The following is a 19,175-nucleotide window of genomic DNA, read 5'->3' on the forward strand; positions in this document are numbered from 1 at the left end:
TCACCTACACGGTGATAGCCACGCTTTTTTATTTACTGGGTTTTGTCCCAGCCTCTTTTTTCTCCTTTTATCGCAATTTGACAGGCAGTAAAGCTCCCACTGAATGATGTTTCACTTTATGTTATACTAATAAATAAACAAACAAGAGTTCGTGAAAAGGGTGTTAATGATGTCACAGTGGTATCCGAAAAATGGGCGGGTTATTTTTCATATCGATATGAATTGCTTTTATGCCTCTGTTGAAATGGCATATGATCCAAAGCTTAAGGGAAGGCCATTAGCGATAGCAGGAAATCCTGAAGAACGTAGAGGTATTATTGTGACAAGTAGTTATGAGGCACGAGCTAAGGGTGTAAAAACAACCATGCCTTTATGGGAGGCACGAAAACTTTGTCCAAGCCTTATCGTGATGCGTCCTAATTTTGATCGGTACCGTATGGCTTCTAAAGAGATGTTTAAAATGCTTGCAGAAATTACTTTACATGTACAACCGGTATCTATTGATGAAGGCTACATGGATATTTCAGAATGTCAGGATCTAGGAAGTCCAATAAAAATTGCTGAGAATCTTCAGCAAAAGATTAAGACGGAATTGGATTTACCTTGTAGTATCGGCATTGCTCCGAATAAATTTTTAGCTAAAATGGCCTCGGATATGAAAAAACCAATGGGAATTACTGTCTTACGAAAACGAGACTTATCAGATAAGCTATGGCCACTTCCTGCAGGAGAAATGCATGGGATTGGCGAAAAAACAGCAACAAAGTTAAGTAGTGTTTCCATTAAAACAATTGGTGATTTAGCAAATTCAGATGTTCATCAATTAAAACGGGTGCTTGGAATAAATGGAGAGCGATTAAAGAATCGAGCAAATGGTGTGGATACAAGGCCGGTTGACCCAAACGCTGTGTATGAATTTAAAAGTATTGGCAGTTCACAAACGTTACCAAAAGATACGACTAGTGAGATAGAGATTCGTAAATTAATGCATTCTCTTGCTGATAATGTAGAACGGCGATTGAAGCGTAAAAACGCTGCTGGTCGGGGTATACAATTGATGATTCGCTATCACGATTTAAAGACAGTCACTCGTAGCAAAAAACTAAAAGTTTACATTGAAACAAAAGAAGACATTTTACAAGTAGCCAATGATTTATTACAAAGACATTGGAATCTGGATCCAATAAGGTTGTTAGGAATTACTGTTCAAGATGCGGAAGAAAAACAACATATCGCTCATCAATTGGATATTTTCACCTATGAAAAAGAAGCAGAAAAGGAAAAGCTATACTCCGTGATGGAGGAATTAACTACTAAGTATGGGAAAAACACGTTTAAAAAACTAAATGAAGTCAAAGATCAAGAACAGCCACGAACTAGCTTTCAAAAAGATTTTTTAGATGATTACAAAAGGTAGAGAGATAGAAGTTGCATTTAGCTCTCTACTTGTCTATAATTAAATATAATATTCTGAACATACTATCCGGTTGGTTTTGAAAGTAAAGACTCAGGCATTGAAAGAATTTGCAGTATAGGTACTGTAGTTAGATTCAAGAAAATAACAAGCTAGAGAGGTTTTCATATGAAAGATAAACTAACAAAACAAAGCATTCTCCTTTTTGAAAAAAAAGGTTTCAGTCAAACGTCTATCCAGGATATTGTAAATGGATTAGATGTGACAAAGGGGACATTCTATTACTATTTTGCTAGTAAGGAACAACTATTAATGGATATCCACCATGATTATATTACGAATCTATTGAAACGACAGTACGGCATTGTGGATGATGAATACCTTACACAAAAAGAAAAGCTTATGAATATTATTCACTTGTTAATCACGGATATTGTCGATCAAGGCCCTAGTGCGCGTGTTTTCTTTCGAGAGATACGGCACCTATCTGATGAAAATATAGAAACTATTAAGCAAAAAAGAAATCAATTTCGACTAAACATTGAAAAGGTTATAGAAGAAGGTAGTAAACAAGGAGAATTTCGTCATGAATTACGAGCCGATATGCTATCGTTTGGGATCTTAGGTGTTACAAATTGGAGTTATAATTGGTATAAAACAAATGGTGAAGTAACACCAGCAGAATTAGCAAAAATTTATGGAGATATGCTTTTAACTGGTATTGCAAAGTAGAGGACAGGGGGCAGGAAAGGCGATGAAAGCAGTTCAAATAAAAGAGTATGGCGGACCAGAGGTGCTAAAGGTTATCGATTTGGAAATTCCCATTATCGGAAAAAATGACGTCATGATTGAAGTGAAGGCGGTTGGGGTGAATTATGCTGACACCGCACGCCGTGAAGGACAGTATGTAGTACCAACAGCGTTACCATTTATTCCGGGTGCAGAGGTTGCTGGTGTGGTTGCCGAGGTAGGTGCAAACGTTCAAGGCGTGAAAAAAGGTATGCGAATTGTAACGTTAATCGAGTCAGGAGGCTATGCGGAATATGTGGCTGTAGCAGCTGATTCGATGATTTCAATTCCTGATGGTATCACATATGAGAAAGCTGTCGCCCTTCCATTACAAGGATTAAGTGCCTACCATATTTTAAAAACAATGGGACGTTTGGAAAAGGGGGAAACTGTTCTGATTCATGCAGCCGCTGGTGGTGTTGGGTCATTGGCAGTTCAGCTCGCAAAGCTATTTGGTGCAGAAAAGGTTATTGCAACGGCTAGTAATCCAGAAAAACTGGCATTTGCAGAAAAGATGGGGGCAGATCATCTTGTCAATTACTCGGAAGATGGATGGGAGGATAAAATTCACGAATTAACCAATGGAAAAGGAGTTGATGTAGCACTTGAAATGGTTGGTGGCGATGTTTTTCATAAAACAATTAAATGTTTAGCCCCTTTTGGTCGTCTCGTAATATACGGGGCTGCAAGTGGGGAGCAGGCGCAATTTTATCCATCGACGTTAATGAAGCGCAACCAATCTGTTGTTGGATTTTTCCTACCACAAATTATGCGGAAACCTGATTTATTTCAACATAGTTTACATGAGCTTCTCACCTATGTAAATAGGGGGCAGGTTGAGCTCACAATTGGGGGGACATATCCATTATCTGAGGCCGTGCAAGTTCATCAGTTGTTGCAAGGAAGAAAAACAAAGGGGAAGATAGTGTTAATTCCATAAAAGACAGTTCAGATGGGTTAATCAGATGTATAAACAAGGCCAATATGTAAGCGTTATCACTAGTGTTGGATTTTATTTTAGGGGAGGAATAACTAATGGAAAAAGTATGGTTAAAGCATTACCCAGAACACATTCAAAACGATCTTGAGATACCAGATGAATCAATTCCAGACATGTTAAAGAGAACAATTACTAAATATGGGGCTCACTCAGCACTTCACTTTTACGGGAACGAAATGACTTATAATGAGCTTGGTATGCAATCAGGTGCATTTGCATCATCATTGCAACAAAACGGTTTCACCAAGGGAGATCGAGTTGCACTTATGCTTCCTAATTGTCCCCAATTTGTAATTGGATACTACGGGATATTACAAGCAGGTGGTGTGGTTACACAGGTTAATCCGATGCTAGTAGGTAAAGAGCTTGAACACATACTGATCGATTCTGGCGCGGAAACAATTGTTATTTATGAGCCCTTACTTCCAGTATTAAATCAGATTCTGGATAATACATCTGTTAAGCGTATTATTAAGGTTAATTTGGCCGGACGTGACACGGAAGATAGTATAGCAGTGGGTTTTTCAGATTTTCTCAAGCAGGCAACTAGACCCCCAGAACCAGTGGAAATTAATACATCTGAGGATGTTGCAGTCTTGCAGTATACTGGTGGAACTACAGGTAGATCGAAAGGTGCTATGCTCACACACCGTAATGTACTGGCCAATGTGATGCAGACATACGAGTATTTTAAAGACGGTATTGAACTTGGAAAGGATCGCTATCTCACTGTTATACCACTTTTTCACGTGTTTGGCATGACATCTTGTATGAATCTTTCTATCTACACTGGATCTATGAGCATCATGCTGCCTAAATTTGAGCTTGAGGAAGTTCTGCAAACGATCAAAGACTTAAAGCCTACCTCATTCCCAGGGGTTCCAACGATGTATGTAGCCCTTACAAGTCATCCGAAGGCAGAACAATATGGGATTGATAGTATTAAGCTTTGCAACAGTGGAAGTGCCCCGATGCCTGGCGAATTACTTCGGTCTTTTGAAAGGAAAACTGGAGCTGAGATTCTTGAAGGATATGGACTATCAGAGAGTTCACCAGTTACGCATTGTAATCCGATGTTCGCAACTCGAAAACCTGGAAGCATAGGCATAGGCATTCCATCAACTGATTATAAAATTGTTGATTTAGATGAAGGGAAGCGGGAACTTCCTTTTGGTGAGGCTGGAGAGATTGTTATTAGAGGACCGCAAGTAATGAAGGGCTACTGGAATATGCCAGAAGAAACAGCACATGCGTTACGTGATGGATGGCTTTATACAGGTGACATAGCGCATATGGATGAAGATGGATATGTCTTTATCATTGATCGTAAAAAAGATCTCATTATTGCCAGCGGGTACAATGTTTATCCGCGAGATGTGGAAGAGATCATATATGAGCATCCTGCTGTTCAAGAAGCAGTCGTAGTTGGAATTCCTGATCCATATCGAGGAGAAACTGTTAAAGCTGTAGTTGTTCTGAAAGATGGCAATTATTGTGATGAGGAAGAACTAATCACTTACTGTCGAACTAATATGGCGGCATATAAGGTACCTCGAGTTGTAGAATTCAGAGAAGAGCTACCAAAAACAAATGTAGGGAAAATTTTAAGACGAGCAATTAGGGAAGAAGCATAATTGCTCGTTCAAAATCTTGGACATAATAAAACAGACAAGGGTTGGTACAACTACGCCCAGAGGGGGTAAATAAAATGGCACAACTAGTTTCCTATAAAAAAGAAAACGGCATCGCAGTTATCACGATTGATAATCCACCATTAAACGTTCTGAGCAAGCAAGTACAGGAGGAAATTCAGGGTATAATCGGTGAAATAAAACATGATAATGAAGTTGTCTGTGTTGTTCTAAACTCTGCAGGTAATAAAGCATTTATGGCTGGAGCAGATATAAAAGAATTTCCAACGATGATTGGAAACCCTACTATGCGCACACAAGTAATAGAAATTCATGAGATGCTAAATGAAATGGACAATCTACCAAAGCCGACAATTGCGGTACTCGATGGGCTTACTTTCGGGGGAGGATGTGAACTCGCCTTAACATCTGATATTCGAATTGCGGAAGAACACGCAACAATGGGATTTCCAGAAGTGAAGCTTGGTTTGTTTCCTGGTGGTGGTGGAACGCAAAGACTTCCTCGACTTGTTGGGGAAGCCAAAGCGAAGGAATTAATGTATACGGGCGAACCTATTAGTGCTGATGCAGCTGAGAAAATAGGACTTGTAAACCAGGTTGTTCCTTCTGGTCAGGGAATGGAAGTTGCAATGAATTTGGCTGCTCAAATCGCAACTAAATCACTTCAGGCACTGTCACGTATTAAACAAGCTGTTGACGTGGGACTGGAAACAACCCTATCGGATGGTATTGAAAAAGAAGCCACCCTTTTTAGCGAAGTCTTTCAAACAGAAGATGTAAAAGAGGGCGTGGAAGCATTTATTGGTAAGAGAAAGCCGAACTTTAAACATAAATAAGCTAGTGGTCAAAAAGGGAGGGATAATGTTTGTTAAGTGTAAAGACAGGAATTATTGGTGGTTCCTTCCTAGTAAATCAGATTAAGGAAAACGATGCATTCTTTCCTGAAGATTTAACAGAGGAACACAAAATGATTCAGAAAACCGCACAACAATTCGCTACCAAAGAGGTTGAAGCTAATTACAAGGAAATTGAGGAACAAAACTTTGATGTTGTTGTTAAATTGATAAAAAAAGCAGGAGCTTTAGGATTACTTGCACATAGTATCCCAGAGGAGTATGGTGGTCTTGGTTTAGATAAAGTTAGTAAAGGCATTGTAGGCGAACAGATTGGACGTACTGGGAGTTATGGGGTTGCCCAGTCGAATCATACATGTATTGCCACGCTACCGATAACGTACTTTGGTACCAAAGAGCAAAAGCAAAAGTATTTGCCTAAACTAGCAAGTGGTGAGTGTATCGGGGCTTACTGTTTAACCGAACCTGATGCTGGTTCAGACGCAATGTCTGGGAAAACTACTGCAGTCTTAAATGAAGCCAAGACACATTATCTTTTAAATGGAACGAAAATATACATTACCAATGCTTCCTTTTCCGATACATTTATAGTTTATGCAAAAGTGGATGGCCAACACTTTACCGCTTTTATTGTGGAAAAGAGCTTTCCTGGATTAAAACTTGGTCCTGAGGAAAAAAAGATGGGTATTAAAGGATCGTCCACACGGTCTGTTATTTTGGAAGATTGTAAGGTACCGATTGAAAATAGTATCGGTGACATAGGAAGAGGGCATATTATTGCTTTCACCGTATTGAATCTAGGCCGTTTTAACTTAGGATCGGCCTGTGTTGGAGCTTCTAAGTTCGCTTTGAAAAAGACAGTTAATCATGTCCTTGAAAGAAAACAATTTGGTCAAACACTTTCCGAATTCGGCGCTTCTAAAGAAAAAATAGCTAAAATGGCAGCCCGTATATATGCTGCTGAGTCATTACAATATAGAACATCTATGTTGTTAGAAGATGCCCTTGGGGGATTGGCGGTTGAAGCAGATCGAAAACAAGTGATTGCAGGACTTTCAGAATACGCAATGGAGTGTGCGATTTGTAAAGTATATAGTTCAGAAACATTGGACTACCTTGTTGATGAAGGCCTCCAACTACATGGTGGGGCAGGATTCATCAGCGAATATCAAATTGAACAAATGTATCGGGATTCTCGAATAAATCGCATTTTTGAAGGAACGAATGAAATAAATCGTCTTTTGATAACAGGTCAGTTTTTGAAAAAGTCGATGAAAGGTGAACTACCATACGAGCATGCTGTGAAAAACGCCTTTCTACGATTGGAACAAAAGCAATCTGCTACTAGTAATGACAAGAATTTAGAATTAATACAAGATTTCCGATCTGTCTATCTTGTATTGGTAGAGCTTGCCCGGAAAAAATTTGGTGAGCATTTAGAAACCCAACAAGAGGTTCTGATGAAATTGTCCGATTTAGCCATTCACTTATATGCAACGGAATCAATCGTCCTGCGTACGAAAAAGAGTGTAGCCAGTGGGAATGACACCACTTTGAAGCAGATGTTGATGGATACGTCCCTTGAGGAAGCACTTAATCAAGTTATACTTATTGTAAAACAATTGGATCAAGAGTTATTGGAAAATGAGGATGATATTCGGGATCACGTGTATGCTTCACTATTGTCCTATTCATTCTCGAACTCTATTAACAGAAATAGAACGATCGCTGCTACCATTTACAAAAAAGGCGAATATTTAAGTTAACTAGTTAACTTTAGTTGATGCTGTCACTTATTGGTGGCAGCTTTTGTTCAGAGCAGCAAAAAAGTACAAATTTTGGTGATGATCTGTCTAGCTCCAGCGCCTAGACACTTGAGACATAAGCAGTTCGCTTCCGCGTGGGCAAAGCACCCACACTGCACCGCTCTGCTTATGCTTGTCGTGTCTTACAAGGCGCTTGCGCTTTTCTTATCTGTCTAGCTCCAGCGCCTAGACACTTGAGACATAAGCAGTTCGCTTCCGCGTGGGCAAAGCACCCACACTGCACCGCTCTGCTTATGCTTGTCGTGTCTTACAAGGCGCTTGCGCTTTTCTTATTGATAGGCTTTCCAGTTGTATTCTTCTACTAATCCCCCTTATAATGGAAAACGTTGATTTGAAAAAATAGGAGGGGTAACTGTTGAACTACATAAAGAAATACATGCCAATTATACTAATACTGTCACTAGTTTTGGCAGCGTGCAGTAGTAATGAAAGCAATGAATCATCTGACTCAGGGCATTCTCAAATTGACAAGAAAGAAGTCTACTTGAGTGCTCCAGGAGTAATTCCTAGTCTTAGTCCTACAATAGCTGATAATGATTTCAGTTTTAAAATCATTAATCAGGTGTTTGAAGGTTTATACCGTCTTAATAAAGAAGGGGAACCAGAATTAGCTCTAGCAGCAGAAGAACCGAAAGTTAGCGAAAACAATAAAGTGTATACCTTTAAAATACGAAAAGATGCGAAATGGTCGAATGGAACACCTGTAACCGCACATGATTTCGAATATGCTTGGAAAAAAGCAGTAGATCCCGAAATTGGCGCTGCTTATGGACCACAGTTTGAGGAAATCGTTTCTAACGCTTCGGAAATTTTAACAGGTGAGATGCCTGCCGATTCATTAGGTGTGAAAGCGTTAGATGATCGTAAATTAAGAGTAACGTTGGAAAATCCGATTCCTTTTTTCAAAGAACTGTTAACGACAGCCATTTTCTTTCCACAACCACAAGAGTTTATTGAAAAACAGAATGGTCAATATGCGTCAGATAGTAAACATACTCTATATAATGGACCATTTGTCTTAGCGGATTGGGAAGGAACAGATCAATCATGGACTTACAAAAAGAATGAAAAGTATTGGGATAAAGAGGCAGTAAAAGTAGACGCGATTCATGTAAATGTTGTTAAAGATACTGGGACTGCTGTAAGCCTATATCAGGAAGGTAAGTTAGACCGGGTTAGTTTAACAGGTGAATATGTGGACAAATATAGAAGCAATGAGGAATATCAAACCTTTTTATCTGGTTCAACATCGTATATTAAAATGAATCAAGGGAAAGATGGCGAGAAAACAAATCTAGCAAACTTAAATATTCGTAAAGCAATGAACCTAGCCATAAATAAAGATAGAATTGTCAATTCGATTCTTAATAATGGATCGGTCGTTGCCAATGGGAATGTGCCTGAGGGATTAGCAGAAAACCCAAAAACGGGTGAGGATTTCCGTGCTGAAAATGGTGATTTAACACACTATGATCCGGAGAAAGCAAAGGAACATTGGGAGAAAGGATTAAATGAACTTGGTAAGGAAAAACTTGAAATTAAATTAATCAGCTCTGATTCTGGTACATCTAAGCAATTAGCGGAAAACATAAAATATCAATTGGAAAATAATCTTCCTGGTCTAACGCTTACGATTAGGAATTTAACCCCGAAAGCAAGTATAGCAGCCAATGTCGGGCAAAATTATGAGATGATCATGACAGGGTGGAATGGAGATTACCATGATCCACTTACGTATCTAAACTTATTTATAACGGATAGTCCAGGTAACCATACCGGTTATTCAAATAAGGAATATGATCGACTTGTGCTAGGTGCAAAAGGAAGTTTGGCAAACGAACCACTAAAACGCTGGAATGCGATGCTGAAAGCGGAAAAAATGTTGATTGAGGACAGTGCTGTACTAATACCACTTTATCAAAACGGCTCAGCATTTTTGCAACAAGATTACGTGAAGAACTTTGTGACATACAAGGTTGGTGCAGACAACTATAAATGGATTGACGTCAAAAGTAAATAATAATAAAAGAAGCTCACACTTCAATGAACTTGAAAAGTGTGAGCTTCTTTTATTTGATGCTTACTTCATAACACGTTTCGTTATACTGTGAGCAATTTTACTTCCAGGATAGCGTAATGGAATATCAAATTTTGTTGTTTGTTTTAGGATGCTTTTCTTATGTGAAAAGGTATCAAAGCTATCTTTACCATGATAGGACCCCATTCCACTACTACCAACACCACCGAAAGGTAAGTTTGGATTGGCTAAATGGTATAGGGTATCATTTATGCATCCACCACCAAATGATAAACTATCCAATACCCTTTGTTGGGATTTATCGTTTTCACCAAAATAATAAAGTGATAAGGCTTTTTCTTTGTTTTTAAGGACTGAAATTGCTTCTTCTAAATTTTGAAATGTTATTACAGGTAATAATGGACCAAATATTTCTTCTTGCATAATCGCATCATCCCAAGTTATGTCTTCTACTATGGTCGGCTCAATTGAACACAGCTCTGGATTCATACCTCCACCATGAACAATATTACTCTCAGTTAATAGACCTTTTAAGCGATCAAAGTGTTCTCGATTCACAATTCGGCCATAATTTTTATTATTAATAGGATTCTTACCATAAAAAGCTTTAATATATTTCTTCATGGCCTTTACCAATTTGGGTTTTACTTTTTCATGTACATATAAAAAATCTGGTGCAACGCAGGTTTGACCAGCGTTGGTATATTTCCCCCAAACAATTCGTTTAGCAGCTAAATTGATATTGGCATCCTGATCCACAATTGCTGGGCTTTTTCCGCCAAGTTCTAATGTAACAGGTGTTAGATGTTCACTTGCTTGCTTCATGACTATCTTTCCAACGTTTGTACTACCTGTAAAAAAGATATAGTCGAATTTTAACTCGAGTAATTGCTGACTAGTTTCTTTTGCACCTTCGACTACCGCAACATAGTTTTGATCAAATGTTTTTCCAAACATTTTTGCAAGAATTTCTGATGTTGCTGGCGTGAATTCAGACGGTTTGATTACTGCTGTGTTACCAGCTGCTAGCGCGCCAATTACTGGTGCGATTGCTAATTGTAATGGGTAGTTCCAAGGAGCAATGGTAAGTGTTACACCATATGGCTCAGCGATTACGAAGCTTTTTGATCCCTTGTGCGTAATTGGTGTGTCAACCTTTTTGTCTTTCATCCATTCTTTTAAGTTCTTTAATGTAACATCAATTTCACTATAGAGAAAGCCCAGTTCAGTCGTCAATGTTTCGCTTTTTGATTTGTTTAAGTCATCTTTTAGTGCTTGATAGATTTCTTTTTCATGAGACTTCAGCATTTTTTTAAGCTTTTCCAGTTGTTCCTTACGAAATGAGTAGGAAAATGTTTTTTCGGATTTGAAAAATGTACGTTGTTCAGCTAGTAGTAGTTGGAACAGACTCATTATAACAACTCCTTTTACTATTTTGATATGTCCATTACAAAAAAGTCATATGCCAGTTCTGTAGCTGGAAAGATAGCTTTTGCTTCATGAATAAGATCATGGTAATGTTTTTTTTGATAACGTGATGAAATATGGGTCAATACCAATTTCTGAACAGAACTATGCTTAGCTAAGCTTGCTGCTTGTGTCGTTGTAGAGTGAAAATATTGTTCAGCTAGTTGTTCATTTTCATGTGTAAAAGTAGCTTCATGAACTAATACGTCTGAACCCGAAACAAATTCTGAATTATTTTCAGTGTTACGGGTATCTCCTAAAATAGAAATTATTCGGCCTTTTTTATCAGGTCCTAAAAAGTCGACTCTAGCTACAGATTCGCCATTGGGTAAAACCGTTGTCTCCTGATCCTTAATTTGTTGATAAACAGGGCCTGGAGCAATACCTTTTTCTTTTAATTCTTTGACTAGTAATTCCCCTAGCTTATCTTTTTCTTCGATGCGAAACCCGTAGCTCGGGATTCCATGTTGGAGCTTTTTACAATATACCTTAAATGCTTCGTCTTCAAACAATTTCCCTTCTGAAAGCCCAACAAACTTTAATGGATAAGTCAAATGGGTCCCACTTATTTGAAGACTCGTTTCAACGTATTCCTTAATGCCCCTTGGCCCATATATAGTAAGTAAGTCATCCCCACCTTGGAATGATCGACTACTTAGCAATCCTGGAAGTCCAAATAAATGATCTCCGTGTAAGTGGGAGATGAATACTTTGTTTACTTTTCTTGGTTTAATCGAAGTCCGTAAAATTTGATGTTGTGTCGCTTCCCCACAATCAAACAACCATATACTGTTTTGTTCTTGTAGTAATGTTAGCGCAAGAGAAGAGACGTTTCTTTCCTTCGACGGCACCCCTGATCCAGTTCCTAGGAAAATTAATTCCATGTGAATCGCCTCCTAGTGCCAGCCACGCTTGTATTGTGTTGGTGCTTCTATTGATTCACCTAATTCGTCTGCAACTTGTTTAGACCAATACGGATTTCTTAGCAGTGCGCGAGCAACAAAAATCAGATCAGCCCGATCATTTTGCAGGATTTCTTCTGCTTGGATACCTGTTGTAATAAGGCCAATAGCACCAGTTGCTATCGAGACTTCTTTTTTAATTGCTTCACACCGCGGAATTTGATAGCCAGGATATGCTGATATTTTTGCAGGGACAACGCCTCCTGAGCTACAATCAATTAGCTTAATTCCCTGCTTTTTCATCTCTTTTGCATAAAAGAAAAAGTCATCAAGTTTACTACCATTCTCATTATATTCATCCGTTGAAATCCGGACGAAAATAGGACCATTCCATTCTGTTTTTACCGACTCAATAATTTCGGATAGAAAACGATAACGATTTTCCTTTGAACCTCCATAAGAGTCTGTGCGTATATTGGTTAATGGAGATAAAAACTGATTAATTAAGTAGCCGTGCGCACCATGTAATTCAATAATATCGAATCCTGCTTCTTTTGCTCTTCTAGCTCCATTCTTAAAAGCAACTATTGTTTCTTTAATATCGTCAGTTGACATTTCTTTCGGTTCTTTAAAATTCTCATTAAAGGTAATGGCAGAAGGGGCATGAATGGTCGATTCTAAATCCGCTTTTCTTCCAGCATGACCTAATTGAATACCTGATTTAGCGTCATAAGCATGGATTTGCTCGTTTAATTTCTCTAATCCTTCAACATGTACATCATTCCAAATTCCTAAATCCTGTGCTGAAATGCGGCCTTCAGGCTGTACGGCAGTTGCTTCAGTAAAAACAAGTCCTACTTGTCCTGCGGCACGTGAGACATAATGTGTCATGTGAAATGGAGTGAGTTTGCCATCTTCATCAAAACATGAATACATACACATTGGTGACATCGTTATTCTGTTTTTTAGTGTTACGTCTCCGAATTGGACTTGCGAAAATAATTTACTCATTTATATCCTCCTAGTTACTCGTTTGGCTGCGGTTGCTAACCGGTCGCCTACGCTTTTTTTACAACATTACGGGCTTTACCTGGTACATCGGTAAATATCCCGTCACAGTTTAAATTGAAACAGCGCTTTATGCGTACGGTTTTATTAACTGTATAGATGCGGATAGCCATCCCTTCCTGATGGCATCTATCTACAAGCTTACGACTTAGTAATGGATATTTCACATGGATGGCGTGTGCCCCAAGCGATTTTGCATAGGCCACCAAATCTTTTCTCCTTCTTGATGTAAGAAAGGCGGAATCAATACGTTTATCAATCTTTTTCATTCGTTTTATACTCTTTGGATTAAACGATGACAATGTGGTACGATTTAATAATTGATAATCCATTAACATCGTATAAACAATTTTTTCTAAGTCTTTGTAGTCTATCTTATTATTTTTCAGTTCAATATTTAAGCATAAAGGCTTATCCTTTATCCAAATTAGAAATTCTTCTAAGGATAGAAGGGTTGTATTAGCATGAGATATGGAAAACCATGAACCCGCATCCAATTGTTTTAATTCCTGGTATGTATAGTCTTTTACATAACCATATCCATTCGTAGTTCGTTTTAACCCTTCATCATGAATAAGGATGGGTATTTGATCTTTTGTTAATTGAACATCTGTTTCAATACCATCTGCACCCAAATCATAAGCTAGTTCGAAGGCGGGTAATGTATTTTCTGGTGCTAGTTTACTCGCACCACGATGTGCTATTATTTTTGTAGACAATCGCTTCACCTCATGTATGATTTTGTTTTACTTTTACTAAAAAGTCAATTTATATATAGGGGGCTTATTGATATGAAAAACTGGCAAACGAAAGAAGAATTAACTGATCTTCTTTGTTCACTTATAAACCATCAAAGCATAACAGGAAGTATGGCTGAAATTGCGCTTCCAGAATATATCCATCATTTATTGGCTCAAAAGGAATATTTTCAATCGAATAATCATCATTTGAAATTGCATCCTTTAGACGATGGGAGACGGTTATTAACCGCTTTAGTGAAAAAGGGCAATAAAAAGGAAACCGTCATTTTGTTAAGCCACTTTGATGTCGTTGGAGTAGAGGATTATGGTTCTTTGCAAAATTTAGCTTTTCACCCACGGGAATTGACCCAAGAAATGAAAAAGATAAAAGATAAGCTGCCTGATGAAGTTCAAAAGGATATCGAAAATGGGGAGTGGCTATTTGGGCGTGGATCGATGGATATGAAAGCAGGGCTATCGTTACACCTGTCATTAATCGAGCAAGCAATAGACGATGAATTTGATGGCAATATCTTACTTGTAACGGTGCCTGATGAAGAAGTGAATTCACAAGGTATGTTGACTGCTTTACCTGTCTTAAATCAACTTAAGGAAGAAGAAGGTTTAACCTACCAAGCATGTTTAAACGGAGAGCCGATGTTTAGTAAATATCCAGGCGATTCTGCCTACTATGTGTATGCAGGATCGATTGGAAAGGTGTTGCCAGGCTTTTATTGTTACGGAAAAGAATCACACGTGGGGGAGCCATTTGCAGGAATTAACCCCAATTTAATGGTGAGCTTTTTGTCACAACAATTAGAACTGAATGAAGCGTTTATCGAAAAAATTGATGATGAGGTGACTCCCCCTCCTGTCAGTCTAATGCAACGTGACCTAAAAGAAGAATATTCAGTTCAAACACCTAACGCAGCTATTTCTATGTATAATGTGCTGTATTTAAAGCAAACATTTGATGAAATCAATAAAAAATTGCTTACAAGCACAAAAAAAGCTGCACAAGAAATAGAACATTATATTAAACAAAAGGCGAACAACTATGCAACTATTGCTACAGATTTTACGATGCCTGATTTTAACGTCTCTGTCTTGATGTACGAAGATTTGTACGCAGAAGCGACAAAACGATATGGTGAGCATGAAGTAGTCCGCCGCCAAAACTTATTGGTAAGTCAACGTGACAAGGGGGATCGTGATTTCTCAACCCTGCTTGTGCAGGACCTAGCATCTATGTGCAAGGACCTAGCACCAATGATTATCTTATTCTATAGTCCACCGTTTTATCCTGCTGTTTCATCCTATGATGATCCATATATTAAGGACGTGATGGACCATGTGAAATCTTATACATCATCTACCTATGAAATGGATTTAACGGTTGCAGAGTTTTTTACTGGACTATCTGACTTGAGTTTCCTTGGTCCTGTTTCATCAGAAGGTAAATTAAATCAGTTGACGGTAAACATGCCACTTCAAAATAATGGGTTTGTCTTTCCAGAAGATATTATGGAAAAATTAACGATGCCTATTTTAAATATTGGGCCATTAGGAAAGTCACCACACCAATGGACTGAACGTGTGGAATTAGTATACAGCTTTGAATATTTACCACGTATCTTAACAAAGGCGATTCACCGTTTATTAATCCCCAAAAGTTAATATGGGTGACATTCAGCTGAATTAGCGATAAAATAGAAAGAAAAATGAATGATCATTCATTATGGGGGAGCTGCAATGCAAGTACTACATGACACAATTACGAAACTTACCATACCCACACCATTTGCGGTTGGGGATACACATGTTTACTTATTAAAAGGGGATCGATTATCATTAATCGATGCTGGCGTAAAAACGAGGGAAGCTTGGGAAACGTTGAAAACCCATTTGAAGGTATTAGGATACCACCCAAATGATATTGAACAAATTATATTAACGCATCATCATCCAGATCATACAGGTCTTATTGAACAATTTCCACGAGCTGATACGCTAGCCGGACACAAAAATAATGATGTATGGCTAACAAGAAACCAGGATTTTTTTCGCCAATATGAACAATTTTATCGTGATTTTTTTATTTCTTCAGGAGTACCAGAGTCCTTTAAAGGCTTTTTGAAAAAATTAGAAGATCCTTTACATTATGCTGGTGAAGGAAAGTTAACCACATTTTTAAAAGAAGGCAATCGTTTGCCCGGACACGCGGAGTGGCAAGTTATTGATACGAAAGGCCATGCACAAAGTCATCTGTCTTTTTTCCGTGAGAAGGATGGGGCCTTTATTGGTGGAGATCATATAATGGAACATATAACACCGAATCCCATTATTGAACCACCACACGACAGGGAAGAGGAACGGGCAAGACCGCTTGTTCAATATCGCAGCAATCTTTTGAAGTGTTTACCACTCGGAATTTCAACCGTTTATCCCGGCCATGGAGAAAATGTCACCAATTTGAATGAATTAGTTCCTGTTCAATTAAACAGACAAGAGCAACGAGCTGGAAAGGTTTTTGATATGCTGCAAGTAGAGGAACAAACACCCTTTCACATTTGTAAAAAACTTTTTCCTAAACAAATTGACAAACAGCTTGACCTTACCATGTCAGAAACAATCGGACAGCTTGATTTTCTTGAAGATCAAGGGAAGATAGTAAAAGCAATGAATAATGGTGTCTACTATTATAGAGCGGTTTAGGTGGTTAGAATGAATAAACGATTAATAGCTAAAAAGGTCATCGTTACGGGTGCCTCAAGTGGTATTGGAGAAAGGCTTGTATGGCATATTGCTGAAAATGGCGGAATCCCAATTATGCTTGCACGATCGATTGATAAACTAGAAGGTATCCAACACCAGATTAGTCAGGCGTTTGGTATACAAGCATTTAGTTATCAGGTTGACTTACTGGACGAGGAGAAACGGGAGGCAGTATTTAAACAAATTTTAATCGATCATCCACATGTGTGTGGTTTGATCAATAATGCTGGCTCTGGGTTGTTTGAATATGTCGAGTCGATGAACTGGCAAGAAGCCAAAAAAATGTTTGAACTAAATGTATTCGCACTTGTTCAGGGGACACAGCAAGTATTAAACCACTTTCTTACTAATCGAGAAGGACATATTGTAAATATTGCTTCACAGGCAGGGAAAATGGCAACACCCAAATCATCTGTCTATGCTTCTACCAAACATGCAGTTCTTGGTTTTACCAATGCATTACGAATGGAAGTCGCAAGTAAGCATATTGCTGTCACAGCAGTTAATCTTGGGCCTGTTCGAACGAATTTCTTTGTTGATGCTGATCCCACTGGAGGTTATCAAGTCAAGATAGCAGCATATATGCTTGATCCAGACCGTGTTGCAAAAAGGATTGTAAAACATTTATTTAAAAAGAAACGTGAAATCAATATGCCAGGATGGATGGAGTTTGGAAGTAAGCTCTACACACTTTTTCCAAAGACAATGGAATTGGTATTAAAAAGCCAGTTTAATAAAAAGTGATTAGAAAAAAAGTAACCAAACTTTTATCTTGAGATAATTAATACTTTTATATTTTTCATTCTTGTGTAATAATATGGAAAATATAGTTGTTAAACGCGATATGAGGAAAGTAAATCAACCTTTATTTTCTTGCAGAGAGATTCGGTAGCTGAAAAGAAACAGAAAATAATTGATTGAAAATGGTCTTTGAGCTACAAGGTCGACATTACGTCAGTAATTAGATCTTGACGAGATTTGACACTCGTTTTAAAGATCAAGGTATAAGAGCAATTTAATCGCTCTGTACTTATTGAGGCTGATAATGTAAAGTTATTAGTAAATTAAAGGTGGTAACACGAAATAAACCTCGTCCTTAGGCAATCATTTTGTCTAAGGATGAGGTTTATTTATTTTTTTCCTGCGATTTGTACACGCGTACTGATGCTGAACATCATCACAAGTCTGTCCAGGCTATATTTTTAAACTACTTGAAAACGGCTATCTATACAAAAAAACAATTGAGCAGGCCTACTGTGAAACAGATTATCAATTTTCACCAGATCGTTTGTGGAAGGTCTTTGCCCAAATTGTGATGCGAAAGCAAGGGGGGACCAATGTGATAATTGTTCTACAATTTTAGATCCACTTGATTTAGTGAAAAAGCGCTGTAAGATTTGTGGGAATCAGCCCACCATTAAAGAAGCAGAGCATTTTTATTTTTCATTTAGTCAATTCCAAAAGAAATTAGAATCATTTGTAAAAAAGGTAGTGCAGGAGAACAGATGGCGTGGGAATGCGGTTTCATTAAAAACGAGATACTTGAAAGAAGGTGTACCTGACAGAGCTTGACGCGCGATTTACCAACCGGTGTTGATGTTCCAACAGCTGGTTTTGAAGGTAAGAAAATTTATGTTTGGATTGAAGCGGTGGCAGGCTATTTAACAGCAAGTATAGAGTGGACGAAACATCATAATGAGAATATTGAAGATTGTTGGAATAAAGATACCATTTCTTATTACATTCATGGAAAGGATAATATTCCGTTCCATACAGTCATTTGGCCTTCTTTACTAATTTAACTTTGGAAAAACGTAAGCTATCGACAAGTCAAAATTGGGCTGTCTGGGTTCCGTATTTTCTAGAGAGATACGATGCGGGTTTCCAAGTATTTTTGATAATAGAATGAAGTTTATTTATTCCAAATTAGATTAATCTAACTAGATTATACTGAATAAAAAATAGTAGATGGTGGCTACGGCAAACGTAGCCATGTTAGTTCTTTATATTTCTTTTGATGAAACTGGTAAAAACAGCTTAACTCCTCGTTTATTAAACGGCAGCAGTTTACTATCCGCAATTAAATGGCTTATGTATCCAGAAAGGCAGGTGTAATAAATGCCTTCTATTCCGAGAGATGCTTCCAATTTGATGGCGATGATTCCGAAGAAAATAATCCCTGCTATCGAATGGGTATAGCTACGGTGAGAAACAAAAGACGCTATTAAAATATATATCCCGAGTAGTATCAACCAGATTTCTTGCAGGGAGATCGCTCCCGCTAATACACCGACTCCCGTGATGGCTAACATATGCTTTTGTTTAATCAATGACGATACGACGATCATCCCCAATCCGATTCCAACACCAATGTATATCTCATTACTAGCTCCCTCATAAAAACTATAAAAGACGATCAGAACCCCAATCAACTGAGCAACACTCTGAATCATTTTATGGGATAAGGTTATTTTTCCACGAAGCTTTCCATCAATATCGAGGTCGGGGATTAAGCCTGAAACAATTCCTAATCCAACTAAAAAAAGAGTCGTAGAAGGGGCGGTATCATACGTGTTCGCAACGATAAATCCTGTTGCTGCTCCTATTGCTGCATGTGCTGTACCATTCACTTTTCATTTCACCTCTATAA

Annotated in this window: 15 protein-coding genes and 1 pseudogene; 11 read left to right on the forward strand and 5 right to left on the reverse strand. The window is 38.1% G+C overall.

The genetic code is table 11. The features are described from left to right. Window positions 1-169 precede the first annotated feature (169 nt). From AC3G7N_RS05175 to AC3G7N_RS05205, 7 genes are all read left to right on the forward strand, one after another. Window positions 170-1,417 (forward strand): DNA polymerase IV, encoded by a 1,248-nt coding sequence (locus AC3G7N_RS05175; RefSeq protein ID WP_489421085.1) that lies wholly within the window; start codon window positions 170-172, stop codon window positions 1,415-1,417. A 165-nt stretch (window positions 1,418-1,582) separates the two neighbouring features. Continuing rightward, window positions 1,583-2,146, forward strand: coding sequence for a TetR/AcrR family transcriptional regulator (locus AC3G7N_RS05180; protein WP_489421086.1), 564 nt, complete (start codon window positions 1,583-1,585; stop codon window positions 2,144-2,146). 22 nt (window positions 2,147-2,168) lie between these two features. Further along, a complete protein-coding gene (locus AC3G7N_RS05185) occupies window positions 2,169-3,143 on the forward strand; it encodes a quinone oxidoreductase family protein (RefSeq protein WP_489421087.1) in 975 nt (324 codons plus the stop codon). A gap of 95 nt (window positions 3,144-3,238) precedes the next feature. Continuing rightward, window positions 3,239-4,837: a long-chain-fatty-acid--CoA ligase gene (locus AC3G7N_RS05190; protein WP_489421088.1), complete on the forward strand. Its 1,599-nt coding sequence runs from the start codon at window positions 3,239-3,241 to the stop codon at window positions 4,835-4,837. 74 nt (window positions 4,838-4,911) lie between these two features. After that, the gene (locus AC3G7N_RS05195; RefSeq protein WP_489421089.1) at window positions 4,912-5,691 is read left to right on the forward strand and encodes an enoyl-CoA hydratase/isomerase family protein; all 780 of its coding nucleotides are present in this window, start codon (window positions 4,912-4,914) and stop codon (window positions 5,689-5,691) included. A gap of 29 nt (window positions 5,692-5,720) precedes the next feature. Continuing rightward, window positions 5,721-7,475, forward strand: a complete 1,755-nt coding sequence (locus tag AC3G7N_RS05200; RefSeq protein ID WP_489421090.1) for an acyl-CoA dehydrogenase FadE — start codon at window positions 5,721-5,723, stop codon at window positions 7,473-7,475. Window positions 7,476-7,911: 436 nt separating this feature from the next. Further along, window positions 7,912-9,555: a peptide ABC transporter substrate-binding protein gene (locus AC3G7N_RS05205; protein WP_489421286.1), complete on the forward strand. Its 1,644-nt coding sequence runs from the start codon at window positions 7,912-7,914 to the stop codon at window positions 9,553-9,555. A 60-nt stretch (window positions 9,556-9,615) separates the two neighbouring features. On the opposite strand, the gene AC3G7N_RS05210 is transcribed toward AC3G7N_RS05205, so the two are convergent. From AC3G7N_RS05210 to AC3G7N_RS05225, 4 genes are read right to left on the reverse strand one after another with little or no spacing between them, the layout of a single operon-like run. Then, the gene (locus AC3G7N_RS05210) at window positions 9,616-10,986 is read right to left on the reverse strand and encodes an aldehyde dehydrogenase (RefSeq protein ID WP_489421091.1); all 1,371 of its coding nucleotides are present in this window, start codon (window positions 10,984-10,986) and stop codon (window positions 9,616-9,618) included. Between the two features lie 17 nt (window positions 10,987-11,003). Further along, complete coding sequence (rnz, locus tag AC3G7N_RS05215; protein WP_489421092.1) at window positions 11,004-11,924, reverse strand: ribonuclease Z; 921 nt, start codon at window positions 11,922-11,924, stop codon at window positions 11,004-11,006. A 12-nt stretch (window positions 11,925-11,936) separates the two neighbouring features. Beyond that, on the reverse strand, window positions 11,937-12,953 hold the full coding sequence (gene namA / locus AC3G7N_RS05220) for an NADPH dehydrogenase NamA (RefSeq protein WP_489421093.1): 1,017 nt from the start codon (window positions 12,951-12,953) through the stop codon (window positions 11,937-11,939). A 47-nt stretch (window positions 12,954-13,000) separates the two neighbouring features. Continuing rightward, window positions 13,001-13,729 carry a glycerophosphodiester phosphodiesterase gene (locus AC3G7N_RS05225; RefSeq protein ID WP_489421094.1) on the reverse strand — a complete coding sequence of 243 codons (729 nt, stop codon included), beginning with the start codon at window positions 13,727-13,729 and terminating at the stop codon, window positions 13,001-13,003. Window positions 13,730-13,801: 72 nt separating this feature from the next. Between AC3G7N_RS05225 and AC3G7N_RS05230 the strand changes: the two genes are divergently transcribed. From AC3G7N_RS05230 to AC3G7N_RS05245, 4 genes and pseudogenes are all read left to right on the forward strand, one after another. Next, window positions 13,802-15,427, forward strand: coding sequence for a M20/M25/M40 family metallo-hydrolase (locus tag AC3G7N_RS05230; protein ID WP_489421095.1), 1,626 nt, complete (start codon window positions 13,802-13,804; stop codon window positions 15,425-15,427). A gap of 75 nt (window positions 15,428-15,502) precedes the next feature. After that, on the forward strand, window positions 15,503-16,465 hold the full coding sequence (locus AC3G7N_RS05235; RefSeq protein ID WP_489421096.1) for an MBL fold metallo-hydrolase: 963 nt from the start codon (window positions 15,503-15,505) through the stop codon (window positions 16,463-16,465). Between the two features lie 9 nt (window positions 16,466-16,474). Further along, entirely contained in the window at window positions 16,475-17,269 is a 795-nt protein-coding gene (locus tag AC3G7N_RS05240) for an SDR family NAD(P)-dependent oxidoreductase (RefSeq protein ID WP_489421097.1), read from the forward strand. Window positions 17,270-17,655: 386 nt separating this feature from the next. Further along, window positions 17,656-18,401: pseudogene (locus tag AC3G7N_RS05245) on the forward strand (class I tRNA ligase family protein); the annotation flags it as partial. A 127-nt stretch (window positions 18,402-18,528) separates the two neighbouring features. Here AC3G7N_RS05245 and AC3G7N_RS05250 read toward each other — a convergent pair. Continuing rightward, window positions 18,529-19,155 carry a metal-dependent hydrolase gene (locus tag AC3G7N_RS05250; RefSeq protein ID WP_489421098.1) on the reverse strand — a complete coding sequence of 209 codons (627 nt, stop codon included), beginning with the start codon at window positions 19,153-19,155 and terminating at the stop codon, window positions 18,529-18,531. Window positions 19,156-19,175: the final 20 nt, after the last annotated feature.

It is taken from the genome of Virgibacillus carmonensis (genome assembly GCF_057836705.1).

Excerpts from the sequence above, each read along its gene's own strand:
- rnz (WP_489421092.1), bottom strand. The coding sequence starts at position 11,924 with ATGGAATTAATTTTCCTAGGAACTGGATCAGGGGTGCCGTCGAAGGAA.
- AC3G7N_RS05180 (WP_489421086.1), top strand. The coding sequence starts at position 1,583 with ATGAAAGATAAACTAACAAAACAAAGCATTCTCCTTTTTGAAAAAAAA.
- AC3G7N_RS05205 (WP_489421286.1), top strand. The coding sequence starts at position 7,912 with ATGCCAATTATACTAATACTGTCACTAGTTTTGGCAGCGTGCAGTAGT.
- AC3G7N_RS05185 (WP_489421087.1), top strand. The coding sequence starts at position 2,169 with ATGAAAGCAGTTCAAATAAAAGAGTATGGCGGACCAGAGGTGCTAAAG.
- AC3G7N_RS05175 (WP_489421085.1), top strand. The coding sequence starts at position 170 with ATGTCACAGTGGTATCCGAAAAATGGGCGGGTTATTTTTCATATCGAT.
- AC3G7N_RS05210 (WP_489421091.1), bottom strand. The coding sequence starts at position 10,986 with ATGAGTCTGTTCCAACTACTACTAGCTGAACAACGTACATTTTTCAAA.
- namA (WP_489421093.1), bottom strand. The coding sequence starts at position 12,953 with ATGAGTAAATTATTTTCGCAAGTCCAATTCGGAGACGTAACACTAAAA.
- AC3G7N_RS05235 (WP_489421096.1), top strand. The coding sequence starts at position 15,503 with ATGCAAGTACTACATGACACAATTACGAAACTTACCATACCCACACCA.
- AC3G7N_RS05190 (WP_489421088.1), top strand. The coding sequence starts at position 3,239 with ATGGAAAAAGTATGGTTAAAGCATTACCCAGAACACATTCAAAACGAT.
- AC3G7N_RS05240 (WP_489421097.1), top strand. The coding sequence starts at position 16,475 with ATGAATAAACGATTAATAGCTAAAAAGGTCATCGTTACGGGTGCCTCA.
- AC3G7N_RS05230 (WP_489421095.1), top strand. The coding sequence starts at position 13,802 with ATGAAAAACTGGCAAACGAAAGAAGAATTAACTGATCTTCTTTGTTCA.
- AC3G7N_RS05195 (WP_489421089.1), top strand. The coding sequence starts at position 4,912 with ATGGCACAACTAGTTTCCTATAAAAAAGAAAACGGCATCGCAGTTATC.